Genomic DNA, 15,524 nt, shown 5'->3' on the forward strand with positions numbered 1-15,524 from the left:
CATGCATGCGATCACGATTCCCGAACCCGGTGGTCCCGAGGCGCTCGTCTGGGCCGAGGTGCCCGATCCCGTGCCCGGCGAGGGCGAGGTCCTCGTCGAGGTGGCGGCGAGCGCCGTCAACCGTGCCGATCTCCTGCAGCGGCAGGGCTTCTACGATCCCCCGCCCGGCTCGTCCCCCTACCCCGGCCTCGAGTGCTCCGGCCGTATCGCGGCGCTCGGGCCCGGGGTCGCCGGATGGGCCGTCGGCGACGAGGTGTGCGCGCTGCTGGCAGGAGGCGGATACGCCGAGAAGGTCGCCGTACCGGCCGGGCAACTGCTGCCCGTCCCGGACGGCGTGGACCTGGTGGAGGCGGCGGCGCTGCCCGAGGTCACCGCCACGGTCTGGTCGAACGTGTTCATGGTGGCGCACCTGCGGCCGGGCGAGACGGTGCTGGTGCACGGCGGTGCCAGCGGCATCGGCACCATGGCGATCCAGCTCGCCAAGGCGGTGGGCGCCCGGGTCGCGGTGACGGCGGGCGGCCCGGAGAAGCTGGCGCGCTGCGCCGAGCTGGGCGCGGACATCCTGATCGACTACCGCGAGCAGGACTTCGTCGAGGAGCTGCACAAGGCGACGGACGGGGCGGGCGCGGACGTCATCCTCGACATCATGGGCGCCAAGTACTTGGACCGGAACGTGAAGGCGCTCGCCGTGAACGGGCGGCTCGCGGTGATCGGCCTCCAGGGCGGCCGGAAGGCCGAGCTGAACCTGGGCGCCCTGCTGAACAAGCGCGCGGCGGTGACGGCGACGTCGCTGCGCAAGCGGCCCCTGGACGAGAAGGCGGCGATCATCGCAGCGGTACGCGAGCACGTCTGGCCGCTGATCGGCGCGGGCACGGTCCGCCCGGTGGTGGACCGCACGTTCCCCATGCCGGAGGCCCGGGAAGCCCACCGGACGCTGGAGTCGAGTTCTCACGTCGGCAAGGTCCTGCTGGTCACGCCGACCACCGCCTGAGCCCGACGCCGGACCACGTCCGCCCGCGTGGTCATGACCACGCGGGCGGGAGGCCGGGAGGCGGGAAGCCGGGAGTGACGGGGCCCGGCACACGCGCGGTGTGACGGGCCCCGGGACGGCCTCCCGGACGCACCGGCTACAGGTACGGCCTGACAAGGCACCGGTTACAGGTACGGCCCGGCAAAGGCACCGGCTACAGGTACGGGGCCCGGCAAGGCACCGGTTACAGGTCGGCCCGGCAAAGGCACCGGCTACAGGTACGGCCCCGAGCGGATCGCGCCGTGGCCGCGCTCGTCGTCGTCATCGGTCGGCGCGCCCGGGGGCAGCGCCCGGCGCATCTGCTCCAGCTGGGCGCGGGCCGCCATCTGCTGGGCGAACAGCGCCGTCTGGATGCCGTGGAACAGGCCCTCCAGCCAGCCCACCAACTGCGCCTGCGCGATGCGCAGTTCCGCCTCGGAGGGGATGGCCTCGTCCGTGAACGGAAGGGACAGGCGTTCGAGTTCTTCCACCAGTTCGGGCGCCAGGCCGTCCTCCAGCTCCTTCACCGAGCTGGCGTGGATCTCCTTCAGGCGTACCCGGCTGGCCTCGTCGAGAGGTGCCGCACGGACTTCTTCCAGAAGCTGCTTGATCATGCTGCCGATACGCATGACCTTCGCAGGCTGTTCAACCATCTCCGTCACCGGGACCTCGCGCGACTCGTCGTCACCGTCACCGCCGCCGAGAGCCATTCCGTCCTGTCCTACGACCAGGATCTGGGGGTTCTCGTGCGACCGTTCATTCCTCGGCATCTCCATGCCAGCCATTCTCTCGCACGGGTGCGTCACCAGACGGTCTGCCCCCGTACGCGGGTGATCCACCCTCGTACGGGGGCACAACCGGCCCGGCAGCCCCTGTTACGTCGCCGCGCGGCGGGCCACCGCCCCGCGCGAGCGCGTCACCAGAGCGGCGAGGAGCGCGGCACCCAGCGGGACGGCGACCAGCAGGGCGGCCAGCGTCTCCCACGGGACGATGATCGGCACGTGCGGAACGTCCATCAGGCCGCCCTGATCCAGTGCCGTCTCGTACCAGTTCATCATCTGGCGCCGCTCGGTCAGTCGCAGCCCGACCGCCGGCAGGACCCCTGCCGCCGAACCGAGCAGCACACCCATCACGGCGACCACCCCGCACTGGAAACCGCTCAGCGTCCGCCGTACCCGCGGCGGAGCACCGACCGCGGCCAGCGTCTTCAGATCGGCCTCCGCGTCCGCCTGGGCGAGCCCGGTGGCGATACCGGCCGCGCCGATGGTGATCAGCCCGGCGAAGACGGTCAGCGACAGCAGCACGATGCTGTTCTCGCTGACGAAGCCTTCCTCCACATGGAGGTCGACGCCGGCACCCGTCTGGGCGAGTTCGTCGTCGAGCCGCTGGCGCTGCTCCGTGCTCGGCATCCTGTCGGTCGAGAAGTACGCGCCGAACGGCACCGTCGTGAGGCCCGCCGCCTTGGCCGCGGCCGGCGGCACGATGCCCGCCAGGCCGTAGGACTCGGTCCCCCGGGCGGCCTGGTACGTGTCGAACGACACGACCTCGCCCGGCGGCTCCTTGCCCTGCGCCATGGCCTCCTCGGCCTTCCTGGAGTCGGTGATCAGCTTGATGCCCAGCTTGCCCCTGGCGTCGATCAGCACACGGGAGAAGGACACGACCCTGCCCTCGGCCAGCGCCTTCTCGGCCGCCGCGTCCTTGATCCCCAGCACCTTCAGCAGCGTGCCGTCGGCGACGACGAGCCCGCTCTCGGTGTACGCCATGTCCGGCGAGTCCTTGCAGCGCCAGTCCTGGGCGAGCTTGCGGCGCTCGGCCTTGGAGTACTTCTCCGCCGGGTCGGAGCCGTCGGGCGAGGTGGCCCACAGAGGGCACTGGTTGGCCTCGGGGATGACGACCTCGTGACGGCCGCAGCCCTCACCCTGCCCGTACATGTCGCACCCCGCCCTGCCCACCGCGATCCGGTCCACATCGGCCCGCACATCGACGGGCAGGTTCTTCTGCACCGCGTCACGTACCACCGGGACGTCCCGGCCGCCGCCCTCCCTGACCATCACGGAGACCGCTCCATGCGGCAGCCGCGCCTCGTACGCCGCCCGCTGCTGGGCGTCGTCGCTCGCCTGGTACGTCGCCACGGCGACCGTGCCCGCGACCGCGGCCAGCACCGCGGCGACCGCCGGAGCCGTACGCCCCCGGTTGCGCACCGCGTCCCGCAGCGCCAGGCGCGGCGACAGCGGCAGCCAGCGGCCGGCGCGCCCGAACAGGCCCACCAGGGCGGGGGTCATCGCGACGACGCCCAGCTCGGCGAGGGCGCTGCCGCCCGCGACGATGACGAACTGGTCGGAGACCACCGACCCGTACAGCGCGATCGCGGCGCCCAGCAGGACGGCGATCAGGCCCACGACGGGCAGCACCCTGCTGCTGCGGCGCACCCCGCGGCGGCCGGTGAGCGAGGCGAGGACCGTCTGACGGGACGCGGTGACGGCCGGTACGACCGCGGCCAGCAGGCCGGTCAGCACGGCGAGCAGCCCGATACCGAGCAGCTCCAGCGGCCGGACGTCGAAGGCGCCGAACCGCCGGCCCATGTAGTCCTCCAGCACCGGCTGGAGGAGGAACGTCAGGATCAGTCCGAGCACCGTGCCGACGACGGCCGCGGCGACACCGATGACCAGACCACCCGCCAGGACGATGGCCCGGATGTGGCGGCGGTCGCCGCCGTTGGCACCGACCAGCCCGAGCTGTCGCCGCGAGCGGCGGGCGCCGACGGCGAAGGCGGGACCCGCCAGCAGGCAGATCTCCAGCATCGCGAGGCCGACGACGGTCCCGGCGGCGGCGAGCGCGGCGGCCTGGGCGGCCGTACTGTTGCCGTAGTCGCCCCACCCCTCGCTCTGGAACAGCGGTACGTCGGAGTCGGCCGGCGGGTCGAGGGCGACCGCGCGCGATGTCACCACGACGCCCTTGGTGTTGGCCTCCTTGACCATGTTCCACGTGAAACCGTCCGTGCCGCCCGCCGGACGGGGCAGGGTCAGCAGATGCGTGGTGCTCTTGTCCGTCCCGGGCATCCCGGCCGCTTCGAGCGCCTTCCCCAGCGGGTCGAGGAAGGCCCCGGGCAGCGCGTTGACCTGGTCGGTCTTGAGCTCGTTGGGCAGCTCGTAGGAGCCGACGATCCGGTACTCGCGGTCGAGGCCGCGCGCGGTCAGCGTCGAACCGACCTTCAGCCCGCTGGACTCCAGGAAGTGTGTGGTCGCGGCGACCTCGTCGGCCTTCCCGGGGAACCGGCCGTCCCGCAGGACCATGATGCCCCTGGCCATCGGGTCGGCCGCCTTGAGCTCCCGGATCTCCGTCTGGAGCAGACCGTGGGCCGTACGCAGCCTCCCGGCCCCTACCGAGTCCGTCAACACCGTGGAGTTCGCCGGGAAGACCTTGGTGACGTCCGCCTTGCCCTCGGGCCACGGCTTGTTCTCGAAGGCTTCCACCGGAATGGCGGATCCCTCCAGCGGGTGCTGGAGGACCGGCGTACCGCCGTAGCCGGAGTCGGAGATCCGCGCGTCGGCGGCGCCGATCGACCGGGCCAGCTTCTCCTCGGTGGACAACTCCGAGCTGCGCAGCGTCAGATCGGCCGCGCTGACACCGAGGATCGGCAGGGCGATCATCGCCAGGACGAGGAAACTCCGGCCCTTGTAGCGCCAGGCGTCACGGCGGGCGATGCGCACCGCGGCACGCCAGGAGTGGAACCAGTTGTTCACCGCTCGGCCGCCTGGCCGGTGAGCAGGGAGTCGGCGTCGCTGCGCAGGGTCTGGTCGACGACCGCGCCGTCCCGCAGGAACACCACCCGGTCGGCCCAGGCGGCGAACCGGGGCTCGTGGGTGACCAGGACGCCCGCCGCGCCCGCGTCGCAACGGGCGCGCAGCAGCGCGAGCACGGACTCGCCGGTCTCGGAGTCCAGGGCGCCGGTCGGTTCGTCGGCGAGGACGAGCCGCCGGTCGCCCACCAGGGCCCGGGCTATCGCCACACGCTGCTGCTGACCGCCGGACATCTCGTCGGGGAACCGATCGGCGAGGTGCCCGAGGTCCATCTCCTCCAGCGCGGCGATCGCCTCCCGTCGCGCCTTGCGGGCGGAGGTGCCGTCGAGTTCGCGCGGCAGGGCGACGTTCTCGGCGGCGGTGAGCGCCGGGATGAGGTTGTAGTCCTGGAAGACGTACCCGATGCTGCGGCGCCGGAGGGCGGCGAGCGTCTTGCGGTCGGCGGCGGTGATGTCGGTGTTCTCCACGATCACCTGGCCGGAGGTGGGGCTGTCGAGGCCGCCCGCGATGGTGAGAAGCGTGGACTTGCCGGAGCCGGACGGGCCCATGACGGCGACGAGTTCACCGGGGAAGACAGCGAGGTCGATCCCGCGCAGGGCGTGCACCTCGGTGGCCCCTGACCCGTGGACACGGGTCAGGTTCTTCAGTCGCAGCACGGGCTGCGGGGGCTGTTGCGACGAGGGTGATGACATGGACAGGGGTCCCCCCTTGGGCGTACGCGTGCAGGGACAGGCGTACGGAGCGGATGTGTACGGGATGGTGGGTGCGGCGGCGGACGCGGCCGGTCACGTCCCCGGCAGCCGGGACGTCGCCCGGCCCGCCTCGGGAACGCGCGGGGGTACGGCCTGGGCGGCGGCCTGCGGGGCGGCACCGGCGGAGAGCCGGATGAGCCGGGCCTCGCAGTGGTCGAGCCACCGCGCCTCGGCCTCCGTCCGGAAGATGAGCTGTTCCAGGACGAGCAGCCAGGCCACGTCGTCCCGCTCCTGGGACGCCCCGCTCTCCACGGCGGTGATGGCCTGCGCCTTGAGCCGGGTGTAGTCCTGCATCGCCTTGACGGTGTGGCGGCGCTGCGACTGGATCACGTTCCGGATGTCGACACCGGGTGCCCCGACCGCCATGGCGAGCTTGATGGCCAACTCGTCACGGACGGGGCTGGTGCGGTCGACCGGGTTCTCGAACCAGAGCCTGAGCTCCTCACGGCCCGCGTCGGTGATCGCGTAGAGCGCGTGCCCCGCCTCGTCCTCACCGCCCTGCTCGATCAAACCGTCCCGCTCCAGCCGGCTGAGCGTCGTGTAGACCTGGCCGACGTTGAGCGGCCACGTGGACCCGGTGCGCGACTCGAACTCCGTACGGAGCTGGGAGCCGTAGCGCGGACCGCGTTCGAGAAGGGCGAGGAGGCCGTGGCGGATCGACATACTCAGTATGTATACCGAGTATGCCCACGCCGACAAGGGTCCTCAGAAGGACCTGGAACGTCCGTCTCAAGGCGGACGGGCAGCGGTCAGCGGCGCCTTATGCGCAGCCCGAGGAAGCCCAGACCGAGGCCCATCATGGCGAGCCCGACGCCCAGCGTCAGCACCGGAATCTGCCGGTCAGCGACGGTGCCGGCGGCCCGCGCGGCGGGCTCGTACGCGGCGGCGGGCGGCGAGTGCGGCGGGTCGGCGGCCGCCGGGGACTCCGTCTCAGGTACCGCCTCGCCCTCCGGTTCCTCACCCCGGGGAAGGCCCGGCGCTGTTGCCGTTTTGGTACGTGCGGGGTCGGCCGAGCCGGATGGCGAACCCGGCGACGCCGCTTCGGAGGCGCTCACCGACGGCGACGTGGGCCGCCCGGGCCGCTGCCGCCCCTCCCCGGCCGGCCGCCCGGCCAGCGACGGCGAGGCGGCGGCGTGCCGCGTCGGCCCCAGGACGGAACCGGGCCCGGTGCCGGCCCCGGGGCCCGTACCGGACGCCGAGGCCGAGGGGGACGCGGAAGGAGAAGGGGTGGCGGGTGAGCCGGAGGCGTCGTCACTCGGCCGGACGATCCCCACGCCCGAGTCGGCGGCGGGCGCCGTCTCCTCCGCGTACGCCGAAGAGACCGAGCCTGAGGACACGGCCAGCACCAGAACCGCGACCGCCGTCGCACACCGTGAGTCGAGCCTTGGAGCCACCGGGTGACCCCCTCCCGTGCGAACCGCCAGGAGCCGTCACTGTCCACGGCCCCACAACGCACTCAGCGTCACACGGTGGACGTGCTCCGGCATCCCGGGCGGCCCGACAGCCACCCGCAGGGGTTACTCGCCCGGGTCACCCGTCGCGACGGTCAGCTCGAACGTCTGGTTGCCGGGCACCACGGCCGTCCCCTCCGTGGGGAACTGGGAGATCACCTGGTCCTCGGCGTACTGCGGGTTGTCCTCTTCCTTGACCGTGTACTTCCAGCCCGCCGCCTGGAGGCAGCTCTTGACCGAGATGACGTCCTTGTAGGTGAAGCTCGGCGCCTGCACCTTCGACGGATCGTCACTGTCCTCCGAGGCGTCCGTGCACTCGGTCGTCTCCATCGTCCGGTGCCGCTCCGGCGGCTTGTGACCCGCCTCGGCCGGCTCCGCCGACTGGCTCGTACCACCCCCGCCCGCCTCCGTGGCCGGGTCCTCGTCGTCGCCGCCGCTCAGCGAGATCGCCGCGACGAGGCCGCCGATGGCGAGCAGGGCGACCACGATCGCGCCCACGACGACCGGCATGTTGCTCTTGCCCCCACCGCTCGACGGCGCCGGAGCGGCGGTCTGCGGGGAGATGGTGTACGGCGGCGGCGCAGGCGTCTGGTACGCCGGAGCCGGGGTCTGCGGCTGCTGCGGGTAGCCGTACGAGGGAGCGGGCGTCGGAGCAGGCGTCCCGTACGGCTGGTACGGCGTCTGCACGCTGTGCGGCCCCGGCGCCGGGGTGGTGTGGTCGACCGGCGGGAACACCGCCGAACCGACCCCGGCGCCGCTGCTCGCGTGCGGCGCGCCCTGCACGATCACCGGCGCGCCCGTCTGGCCCTGCCCCGCCGACAGCAGCCGCAGGCACTCGTCCCGCATGGCGGCCGCGCTCGGGAAGCGCTCGTTCGGGTTCTTCTTCAGCGCACGCGCCACCAGCGCGTCCATCGCCGGCGTGATCGACCGGTTGATGGAGGACGGCGCGACCGGCTCCTCCTGCACATGGGCGTACGCGATGGCCAGCGGCGAGTCCGCGTCGAACGGGATGCGCCCCGTCAGCAGCTGGAACAGCATGATGCCGACCGAGTACAGGTCGGAACGCGCGTCCACGCCCCGCCCCAGCGCCTGCTCCGGCGACAGGTACTGCGGCGTGCCGACGACCATGCCGGTCTGCGTCATCGACGTGACGCCCGACTGCATGGCGCGCGCGATGCCGAAGTCCATGACCTTGACCACACCGCGCTTGGTCATCATCACGTTGCCCGGCTTGATGTCGCGGTGGACCAGACCCATCTCGTGGCTGGTCTCCAGCGCGGCCAGCACGTCGGCCGTCACCTTCAGCGCCTTGTCGGCCGGCATGGCGCCGAACTGCTGGATGTCCGCCTGGAGCACCGAGCCGAGGGGCTGGCCCTCCACGTACTCCATGACGATGTACGGCATCAGCGAGCCGCCGAGGTCGTCCTCGCCGGTGTCGAAGACCGACACGATGTTGGTGTGCTGGAGCTTGGCGACGGCCTGCGCCTCGCGGCGGAAGCGCTCGCGGAACGACTGCTCCCGGCCCAGCTCGGTGTGGAGCGTCTTGATGGCGACCTGCCGGTCCAGCGCACTGTCGTACGCCAGATAGACGGACGCCATACCGCCTTCGCCGAGCAGGTCGCGAAGCTGGTACCGGCCGCCCGCCACCGAGCCGCCCGCATAGCGGCCCTGTGCGCCGTCCTGGCTCATGATCTTGCTCCCCCGTGCGCGCGCCCGTGGCCGCGGTGATGCGGTGATCCCGTTTTACGGGCCCAGTCTGCCCCAGGGCCGGGACACGTCAAGCCGGGTGCCCGTTCCGTGACCGTACGCACAGCAAGCGTCTCGGAAGCGTTACACGCCGGGCATGGAATTTGCACAGGCGTACGGGGAACCGGTTGGATGGCCGGTCCATCCCGAACCGGCGCGGCACGCGAAGGCTGTAGCGTGACGTGACGTAGTACCCCTTAAGACACGGCGGCACACCGCACGCGGACAGCAAGCGGACAGAAACGACGGCGAGGACTGATGGCATCCGAATCCGAGGCAGGCGGCGGCGGAGTGCCGGAAGCCGCCGAGTGGGGCGCCGGCGGACTCGTCGGAGACGGCCGCTACCGGCTGACCCATCGTCTCGGCCGCGGCGGCATGGCCGAGGTGTTCGCGGCAGAGGACGTACGGCTGGGCCGGACCGTCGCCGTGAAGCTGCTGCGTGCCGACCTCGCCGAGGACCCGGTCTCCAAGGCCCGCTTCACCCGCGAGGCCCAGTCCGTCGCCGGGCTGAACCACCACGCCATCGTCGCCGTGTACGACTCCGGCGAGGACGAGGTCAACGGCCAGTCCGTCCCGTACATCGTGATGGAACTGGTCGAGGGCCGCACCATCCGCGACCTGCTGATCAACGCCGAGGCGCCGCCGCCCGAGCAGGCGCTGATCATCGTCTCCGGTGTGCTGGAAGCCCTCGCCTACTCACACCAGCACGGCATCGTGCACCGCGACATCAAGCCCGCGAACGTGATCATCACGCACAGCGGCGCCGTCAAGGTGATGGACTTCGGCATCGCGCGTGCCCTGCACGGCGCGCAGTCGACGATGACCCAGACCGGCATGGTCATGGGCACCCCCCAGTACCTCTCCCCCGAGCAGGCCCTCGGCAAGGCCGTCGACCACCGCTCGGACCTGTACGCCACGGGCTGCCTGCTGTACGAGCTGCTCGCGCTGCGGCCGCCGTTCACCGGCGAGACACCGTTGTCGGTGGTCTACCAGCACGTCCAGGACATCCCGGTGCCGCCGTCCGAGGTCTCCGACGTCGCCCCGCCGGAGCTGGACGGCCTGGCCATGCGCGCCCTCGCCAAGGACCCGGACGACCGGTTCCAGAGCGCCGAGGAGATGCGCGGGCTGGTCCAGTACGGGCTCCAGATGCTCCAGCAGCAGGGCAGCCACACCGGCACCTGGAACACCGGCCCCGTCGACATGCACGAGGGCGGCCGCACGCCGGCCGGCGGCGTCGCGGCGACCACCGCGATGGGCCACCCGATGCACGGCGACACCTCGCAGGGCCCGATCCTGCCGCCGTCGAACCCGGACGACGGCGCGTACGCGTACGACGGCGGGCAGGGCGGCAGGCGCGGTGGCCGCGGCAAGATGTGGCTGTTCGCGGCGCTCGCGCTGATCGCGATCGTGGCGGGTGTGGCGTACGCGCTCGACCAGACCAGGACGACGCCGGACGAGAAGAACAAGAAGCCGCCCGCCACCACCGCGCCGTCCAAGCCCGGTGACACCACCAGCCCCTCGCCCTCCGACAAGGAGACGGACGAGCACACGCAGGACCCGGGCGGTTCGACGGGCGGCGGCGGCAGCAACGGCGGCAACTGGAACGACCGGACACCCGACACCCCGTCGCATCCCCAGACCGACAACCCGACGCCCCCGACCGGCGCGCCGTCGTCCCCCGGCACCACCGAGGGCACCGACCAGGGCGGGACGACCGACGGCGGTACCGACCAGGGCGGGACGACGGACGGCGGTACCGACCAGGGCGGGACCACCACCGGCGGCACCGACCAGGGCGGCACCACCGACGGCGGGACGACCAACGGCGGCACCACCACCGGCGGCACCGACCAGGGCGGCACCACCGACGGCGGGACGACCAACGGCGGCACCACCACCGGCAGCACCGACCAGGGTGGCGCCACCGCCGGCAGCGGCGTCTGACGCCTGTGTGAGCGCACGGGCAGGGGGCGTCCGGCCTGCACGGGCAGGGGACGTCCGGCCCGCACGGGCAGGGGGCGTCCGGGCCCGCCCCACCAGGGCCCCGGGTCCGCTCACCCCGCGAAGGCGTCGCACACCGCCTCGTACTCCCGCGTCCACCACACCGCCAGGGCCGACGCCGCAGGAAACTGCGGGTCGGCCCTGCCGTCGTGCAGCTGGTAGCGCCAGCGCAGTATCCAGAAGTCGTTCAGCCGCTCCCACCACACCCGGTGCACCGCCGCCGCCAGCTCGGCCGGGTCGGCCCCCGCCGCCCGCCGGTACGCGCGCGCGTACGCGCGTACCTTCGCCAGCTCCAGGCCACCGGCCGGCTGTACGAAGAAGATCGCCGCGGCCCGAACCGCCTCCTCCGCCCGTGGCTGCACGCCCAGCCGGTCCCAGTCGATGATCGCGGCGGGCTCCGCGCCCCGGTAGAGCAGGTTCAGCGGGTGGAAGTCCCCGTGCACCCAGCCGCCCGCGTCGGCGGCCAGCGGGCGCCGGTGCGCGTGCTCGGCCAGCAGCCGCCGCCGCTCCAGCAGCCGGTGCTCGGCGAGCTCGTCGAACGCGTCCCGGGGGCGGCGGGCGCGGGCCAGGGCCAGCAGCCGGTCGATGACCCGGAACGTCTCCTCCGGGTCGGCGCTGCGGTACTGGTGGTCGCTGTGCGGCTCCATGACCTGCTCCAGGCAGGTGTGCACGAGCCCGAGCAGCGCGCCGAGGCGGCGGGAGCCGACCGTCGTCAGCTGCGCGCCGGCCCGGTGGCGCCCCTCGATCCACGGGTGCAGGGCGTAGCAACGCCCGCCGATCTCCGCGACCGTGTCGCCCTCCGCGTCCGGCAGCGGCGGCGCGACGGGCACGCCGAGGTCGTGCAGCCGCTGGGTGGCGCGGTGCTGGCGGACGATGGTGTCGCGGTCGGCGGTGGGCGCGTCCAGGTGCTGTTTGAGGAAGTAGGCGCCGTGGGTGGTGGCCAGGCGGTAACCGCGGTTGAGCAGGCCCTGGGTGACCGGTACGCAGGACAGGGGCTCGCCCGGGTTGTCGTAGCGGCGCAGGAGCGCACTCACGGGTGGGGCGGCGGTTGCAGATGAGCGCGGCACTCACCAAATGTTAGATCACGGAGCGTGGTGAGAATGTCGCTCGGCGGAACAGTCCAGTGAGTGGACGGTGGCGAACCGGGGCTCGATCCGCAGGTACGCCGGGTCGAACGGCTCGCCGTCCATCCGGTGCGGCCCCGGCCCCAGCAGCGCCAGCTCGCCCTCGGTCGGCCGGTCGACGACGTGCGCGGTGCCCGTGAGCTGCACGGACCACAACAGGTCCGCCCCGGAGCCGAAGTTGTCGGCGCCGTACGTCACGACGCCGCCGTCACAGGTCCGGTGACAGCCCAGCCCGCGGTGCAGCCGCAGGACGACGCGGCCGTCGACCAGGGCGTGCCGGGCGGGCGCCAGGAACGGCATCGCCCGCAGGGTCGTCGCCACCCGGCCGTGGCGGACCCGGCCGAGCAACTCGATCGCATCGGGCACGTCGGTGGCGTCGGTGGAGGGCATGCCCTCCACTCTCGGCGACGCCTCCCGCCCCTGAAAGGGGCCTCCCGGCCCCCCGAACCGGGACCTAGGTCCCGTGTACGCGTACGAAGTGCCCGGCGACCGCGTCAGTGCTGCCGCTCGGCCTGCATCCGGGCCACGTACGCCGCCGCCTGCGAGCGCCGCTCCATGCCCAGCTTCGACAGCAGGCTGGACACGTAGTTCTTGATCGTCTTCTCGGCCAGGTGCAGCCGCTCGCCGATCGCGCGGTTCGTCAGCCCCTCCCCGATCAGGTCGAGGATCCTGCGCTCTTGTTCGGTCAGCGCCGCCAGCCGGTCGTCACCCTTCGGGCCGTTGCCGTCCCGCAGCCGCTCCAGCACCCGCGCGGTGGCCACCGGATCCAGCAGCGACTTGCCGGCCGCCACGTCCCGTACCGCCGTCAGCAGCTCGTTGCCGCGGATCGCCTTCAGGACGTACCCGGACGCACCGGCCATGATCGCGTCGAAGAGGGCCTCGTCGTCCGAGAAGGAGGTGAGCATCAGGCATTTGATGGATTCGTCCCGGGCCCGGACCTCCCGGCACACCTCGACACCGCTGCCATCGGGGAGGCGTACGTCGAGGACGGCGACGTCCGGACGCGTCGCAGGGATCCTGACCAGGGCGTCCGCCGCCGTGCCTGCCTCTCCGACGACCTCGATGTCGTCCTCGACGGAGAGCATTTCGTGGACGCCACGCCGGACGACTTCGTGGTCGTCCAGCAGAAATACCGTGATTTTTCCGTCTTCGCGCACGGAATCAGTCTCACACACTCACTCTTCCCGTGCCCGGGGTGCGCGGGATAACGTGCCCCCTGTTCCGGCGGCTCACAAGGCTGTGACCAGTCATTTGTCCACCCCTTTGCGATTTACTTGGAAATCCAAGCAAAAACGCAGGTCAAAGGGGGTTTCGCAGTAATGCGGTGCACTGGGTAACGTGCCTATGACAGGGGGCTCGCCGGGGCACCTGTCACGCCTGTTCCCGGCCGAGGGCACCCACCCCGTGCACACGTACGGAGACAGGCGAGCCGCACTGGTACCCGGCGGACCCCGGGGGCCGGACAGACGGAGGAGCACGCACGTGACCGTGGAAGGCACTGCCGCGCGCAAGCCGCGACGCAGCAGTAAGCGCACCAGCGCGAGCGCGAGCGCTCACGCGAACGAGCCCCAGCTCGTACAGCTGCTCAACCCCGAGGGTGAGCGCGTCCAGCACCCGGAGTACGACATCGACCTCAGCCCCGAGGAGCTGTGCGGCCTGTACCGCGACATGGTGCTGACCCGCCGGTTCGACGCCGAGGCGACCTCCCTCCAGCGACAGGGCGAGCTGGGCCTGTGGGCCTCGCTGCTCGGCCAGGAGGCCGCCCAGATCGGCTCCGGCCGCGCCCTGCGCGACGACGACTACATCTTCCCGACCTACCGCGAACACGGAGTCGCCTGGTGCCGGGGGGTCGATCCGACCAATCTGCTCGGAATGTTCCGTGGCGTGAACCACGGTGGCTGGGACCCCGCGAGCAACAATTTCCACCTGTACACGATCGTCATCGGCGCACAGACCCTGCACGCCACCGGCTACGCCATGGGCATCGCCAAGGACGGATCCGACAGCGCGGTCATCGCGTACTTCGGGGACGGCGCCTCCAGCCAGGGCGACGTCGCCGAATCGTTCACCTTCTCCGCGGTCTACAACGCCCCGGTCGTCTTCTTCTGCCAGAACAACCAGTGGGCCATCAGCGAGCCGACCGAGAAGCAGACCCGCGTCCCGCTCTACCAGCGCGCGCAGGGCTTCGGCTTCCCCGGCGTCCGCGTCGACGGCAACGACGTCCTCGCCTGCCTGGCCGTGACCCGCTCCGCCCTGGAGCGCGCCCGCCGCGGCGACGGCCCGACGCTCGTCGAGGCCTTCACCTACCGCATGGGCGCCCACACCACCTCCGACGACCCCACCCGCTACCGGCTCGACGACGAGCGGGCGGCGTGGGAGGCCAAGGACCCGATCCTGCGGATGCGTACGTACCTGGAGAAGCAGGGACTCGCGGACGCGGCGTTCTTCGAGGAGCTGGAGACGGAGTCGGAGACGCTCGGCAAGCGCGTCCGTGAGGCCGTTCGAGCCATGCCCGACCCCGACCACATGGCCATGTTCGACCATGTGTACGCCGACGGGCACGCGCTCGTCGACGAGGAGCGCGCGCGGTTCGCGGCGTATCAGGCATCCTTCGCGGACGGGGAGGTCAAGTAACCATGGCTGTACAGAAGCTCCCGCTCGCGAAGGCGCTCAACGAGTCGCTGCGCACGGCCCTGGAGACCGACCCCAAGGTCCTCGTCATGGGCGAGGACGTCGGAAAGCTCGGCGGCGTGTTCCGCGTGACCGACGGGCTGCAGAAGGACTTCGGCGAGGACCGGGTCATCGACACCCCGCTCGCCGAGTCGGGCATCGTCGGCACGGCGATCGGGCTGGCGCTGCGCGGCTACCGACCGGTCGTGGAGATCCAGTTCGACGGGTTCGTCTTCCCCGCGTACGACCAGATCGTCACGCAGCTCGCCAAGATGCACGCCCGCGCGCTCGGCACGATCAAGCTGCCGGTCGTCATCCGCATTCCGTACGGCGGCGGCATCGGCGCCGTCGAGCACCACAGCGAGTCGCCCGAGGCGCTGTTCGCGCACGTCGCGGGTCTCAAGGTGGTCTCGCCGTCGAACTCGTCGGACGCGTACTGGATGCTCCAGCAGGCCATCCAGAGCGACGACCCGGTGATCTTCTTCGAGCCGAAGCGGCGCTACTGGGACAAGGGCGAGGTCGACACCGAGGCCATCCCGGGCGAGCTGCACAAGGCCCGCACCGTGCGGGAGGGCTCGGACCTGACCCTCGTGGCGTACGGCCCCATGGTGAAGCTCTGCCTGGAGGTGGCCGCGGTCGCCGCCGAGGAGGGCCGGTCCGTGGAGGTCGTCGACCTGCGGTCGATGTCCCCGATCGACTTCGACGCCATCCAGGCGTCGGTCGAGAAGACCCGCCGGCTGGTCGTCGTCCACGAGGCGCCGGTCTTCTACGGCTCCGGTGCCGAGATCGCCGCACGCATCACGGAGCGGTGCTTCTACCACCTGGAGGCACCGGTCCTGCGGGTGGGCGGCTACCACGCGCCGTATCCGCCGGCACGGCTGGAAGAGGAATACCTGCCGAGCCTGGACCGGGTGCTCGACGCCGTCGACCGCTCGCTCGCGTACTGAGGAGAGCCGCTGTGATCCGCGATT

13 protein-coding genes are annotated in these 15,524 nt (G+C 71.9%); 4 read left to right on the forward strand and 9 right to left on the reverse strand.

The window, feature by feature from the left end; all coding sequences use genetic code 11:
* Window position 1: 1 nt before the first annotated feature.
* On the forward strand, window positions 2-991 hold the full coding sequence (locus tag AMK26_RS23060; RefSeq protein WP_073756621.1) for an NAD(P)H-quinone oxidoreductase: 990 nt from the start codon (window positions 2-4) through the stop codon (window positions 989-991).
* 251 nt (window positions 992-1,242) lie between these two features.
* Here AMK26_RS23060 and AMK26_RS23065 read toward each other — a convergent pair whose 3' ends face one another.
* The 6 genes from AMK26_RS23065 to AMK26_RS23090 all read right to left on the reverse strand — a co-directional run bounded on the left by AMK26_RS23065 (window position 1,243) and on the right by AMK26_RS23090 (window position 8,701).
* Window positions 1,243-1,785: a bacterial proteasome activator family protein gene (locus AMK26_RS23065; protein ID WP_073756622.1), complete on the reverse strand. Its 543-nt coding sequence runs from the start codon at window positions 1,783-1,785 to the stop codon at window positions 1,243-1,245.
* Window positions 1,786-1,884: 99 nt separating this feature from the next.
* Window positions 1,885-4,752, reverse strand: a complete 2,868-nt coding sequence (locus AMK26_RS23070; protein ID WP_073756623.1) for an FtsX-like permease family protein — start codon at window positions 4,750-4,752, stop codon at window positions 1,885-1,887.
* Window positions 4,749-5,501 carry an ABC transporter ATP-binding protein gene (locus AMK26_RS23075; protein WP_073756624.1) on the reverse strand — a complete coding sequence of 251 codons (753 nt, stop codon included), beginning with the start codon at window positions 5,499-5,501 and terminating at the stop codon, window positions 4,749-4,751. Before AMK26_RS23075 ends, AMK26_RS23070 begins: the two co-directional genes overlap by 4 nt.
* A gap of 93 nt (window positions 5,502-5,594) precedes the next feature.
* A complete protein-coding gene (locus AMK26_RS23080) occupies window positions 5,595-6,224 on the reverse strand; it encodes a PadR family transcriptional regulator (RefSeq protein ID WP_079277762.1) in 630 nt (209 codons plus the stop codon).
* An 86-nt stretch (window positions 6,225-6,310) separates the two neighbouring features.
* Window positions 6,311-6,898, reverse strand: coding sequence for a hypothetical protein (locus AMK26_RS36760; protein WP_143608607.1), 588 nt, complete (start codon window positions 6,896-6,898; stop codon window positions 6,311-6,313).
* Between the two features lie 180 nt (window positions 6,899-7,078).
* Window positions 7,079-8,701: a protein kinase domain-containing protein gene (locus AMK26_RS23090; protein WP_073756626.1), complete on the reverse strand. Its 1,623-nt coding sequence runs from the start codon at window positions 8,699-8,701 to the stop codon at window positions 7,079-7,081.
* A gap of 315 nt (window positions 8,702-9,016) precedes the next feature.
* Here AMK26_RS23090 and AMK26_RS23095 point away from each other — a divergent pair, with 315 nt between their 5' ends.
* Window positions 9,017-10,702, forward strand: coding sequence for a protein kinase domain-containing protein (locus tag AMK26_RS23095; RefSeq protein ID WP_073756627.1), 1,686 nt, complete (start codon window positions 9,017-9,019; stop codon window positions 10,700-10,702).
* Between the two features lie 110 nt (window positions 10,703-10,812).
* On the opposite strand, the gene AMK26_RS23100 is transcribed toward AMK26_RS23095, so the two are convergent.
* From AMK26_RS23100 to AMK26_RS23110, 3 genes are all read right to left on the reverse strand, one after another.
* Window positions 10,813-11,826 carry a phosphotransferase gene (locus AMK26_RS23100; protein ID WP_073756628.1) on the reverse strand — a complete coding sequence of 338 codons (1,014 nt, stop codon included), beginning with the start codon at window positions 11,824-11,826 and terminating at the stop codon, window positions 10,813-10,815.
* Window positions 11,827-11,841: 15 nt separating this feature from the next.
* Window positions 11,842-12,273 carry a pyridoxamine 5'-phosphate oxidase family protein gene (locus AMK26_RS23105; protein WP_073757066.1) on the reverse strand — a complete coding sequence of 144 codons (432 nt, stop codon included), beginning with the start codon at window positions 12,271-12,273 and terminating at the stop codon, window positions 11,842-11,844.
* 104 nt (window positions 12,274-12,377) lie between these two features.
* Window positions 12,378-13,040 carry a response regulator gene (locus AMK26_RS23110; RefSeq protein WP_073756629.1) on the reverse strand — a complete coding sequence of 221 codons (663 nt, stop codon included), beginning with the start codon at window positions 13,038-13,040 and terminating at the stop codon, window positions 12,378-12,380.
* Window positions 13,041-13,365: 325 nt separating this feature from the next.
* On the opposite strand from AMK26_RS23110, the gene pdhA reads away from it, so the two are divergent.
* Window positions 13,366-14,517 (forward strand): pyruvate dehydrogenase (acetyl-transferring) E1 component subunit alpha, encoded by a 1,152-nt coding sequence (pdhA, locus tag AMK26_RS23115; protein WP_073756630.1) that lies wholly within the window; start codon window positions 13,366-13,368, stop codon window positions 14,515-14,517.
* 2 nt (window positions 14,518-14,519) lie between these two features.
* Window positions 14,520-15,500 (forward strand): alpha-ketoacid dehydrogenase subunit beta, encoded by a 981-nt coding sequence (locus tag AMK26_RS23120; RefSeq protein ID WP_073756631.1) that lies wholly within the window; start codon window positions 14,520-14,522, stop codon window positions 15,498-15,500.
* Window positions 15,501-15,524 lie beyond the last annotated feature (24 nt).

The sequence above is a fragment of the Streptomyces sp. CB03234 genome, assembly GCF_001905885.1.
Lineage (GTDB): Bacteria > Actinomycetota > Actinomycetes > Streptomycetales > Streptomycetaceae > Streptomyces.

Excerpts from the sequence above, each read along its gene's own strand:
- AMK26_RS23060 (WP_073756621.1), top strand. The coding sequence starts at position 2 with ATGCATGCGATCACGATTCCCGAACCCGGTGGTCCCGAGGCGCTCGTC.
- AMK26_RS23065 (WP_073756622.1), bottom strand. The coding sequence starts at position 1,785 with ATGGAGATGCCGAGGAATGAACGGTCGCACGAGAACCCCCAGATCCTG.
- AMK26_RS23075 (WP_073756624.1), bottom strand. The coding sequence starts at position 5,501 with ATGTCATCACCCTCGTCGCAACAGCCCCCGCAGCCCGTGCTGCGACTG.
- AMK26_RS23080 (WP_079277762.1), bottom strand. The coding sequence starts at position 6,224 with ATGTCGATCCGCCACGGCCTCCTCGCCCTTCTCGAACGCGGTCCGCGC.
- AMK26_RS23090 (WP_073756626.1), bottom strand. The coding sequence starts at position 8,701 with ATGAGCCAGGACGGCGCACAGGGCCGCTATGCGGGCGGCTCGGTGGCG.
- AMK26_RS23095 (WP_073756627.1), top strand. The coding sequence starts at position 9,017 with ATGGCATCCGAATCCGAGGCAGGCGGCGGCGGAGTGCCGGAAGCCGCC.
- AMK26_RS23105 (WP_073757066.1), bottom strand. The coding sequence starts at position 12,273 with ATGCCCTCCACCGACGCCACCGACGTGCCCGATGCGATCGAGTTGCTC.
- AMK26_RS23120 (WP_073756631.1), top strand. The coding sequence starts at position 14,520 with ATGGCTGTACAGAAGCTCCCGCTCGCGAAGGCGCTCAACGAGTCGCTG.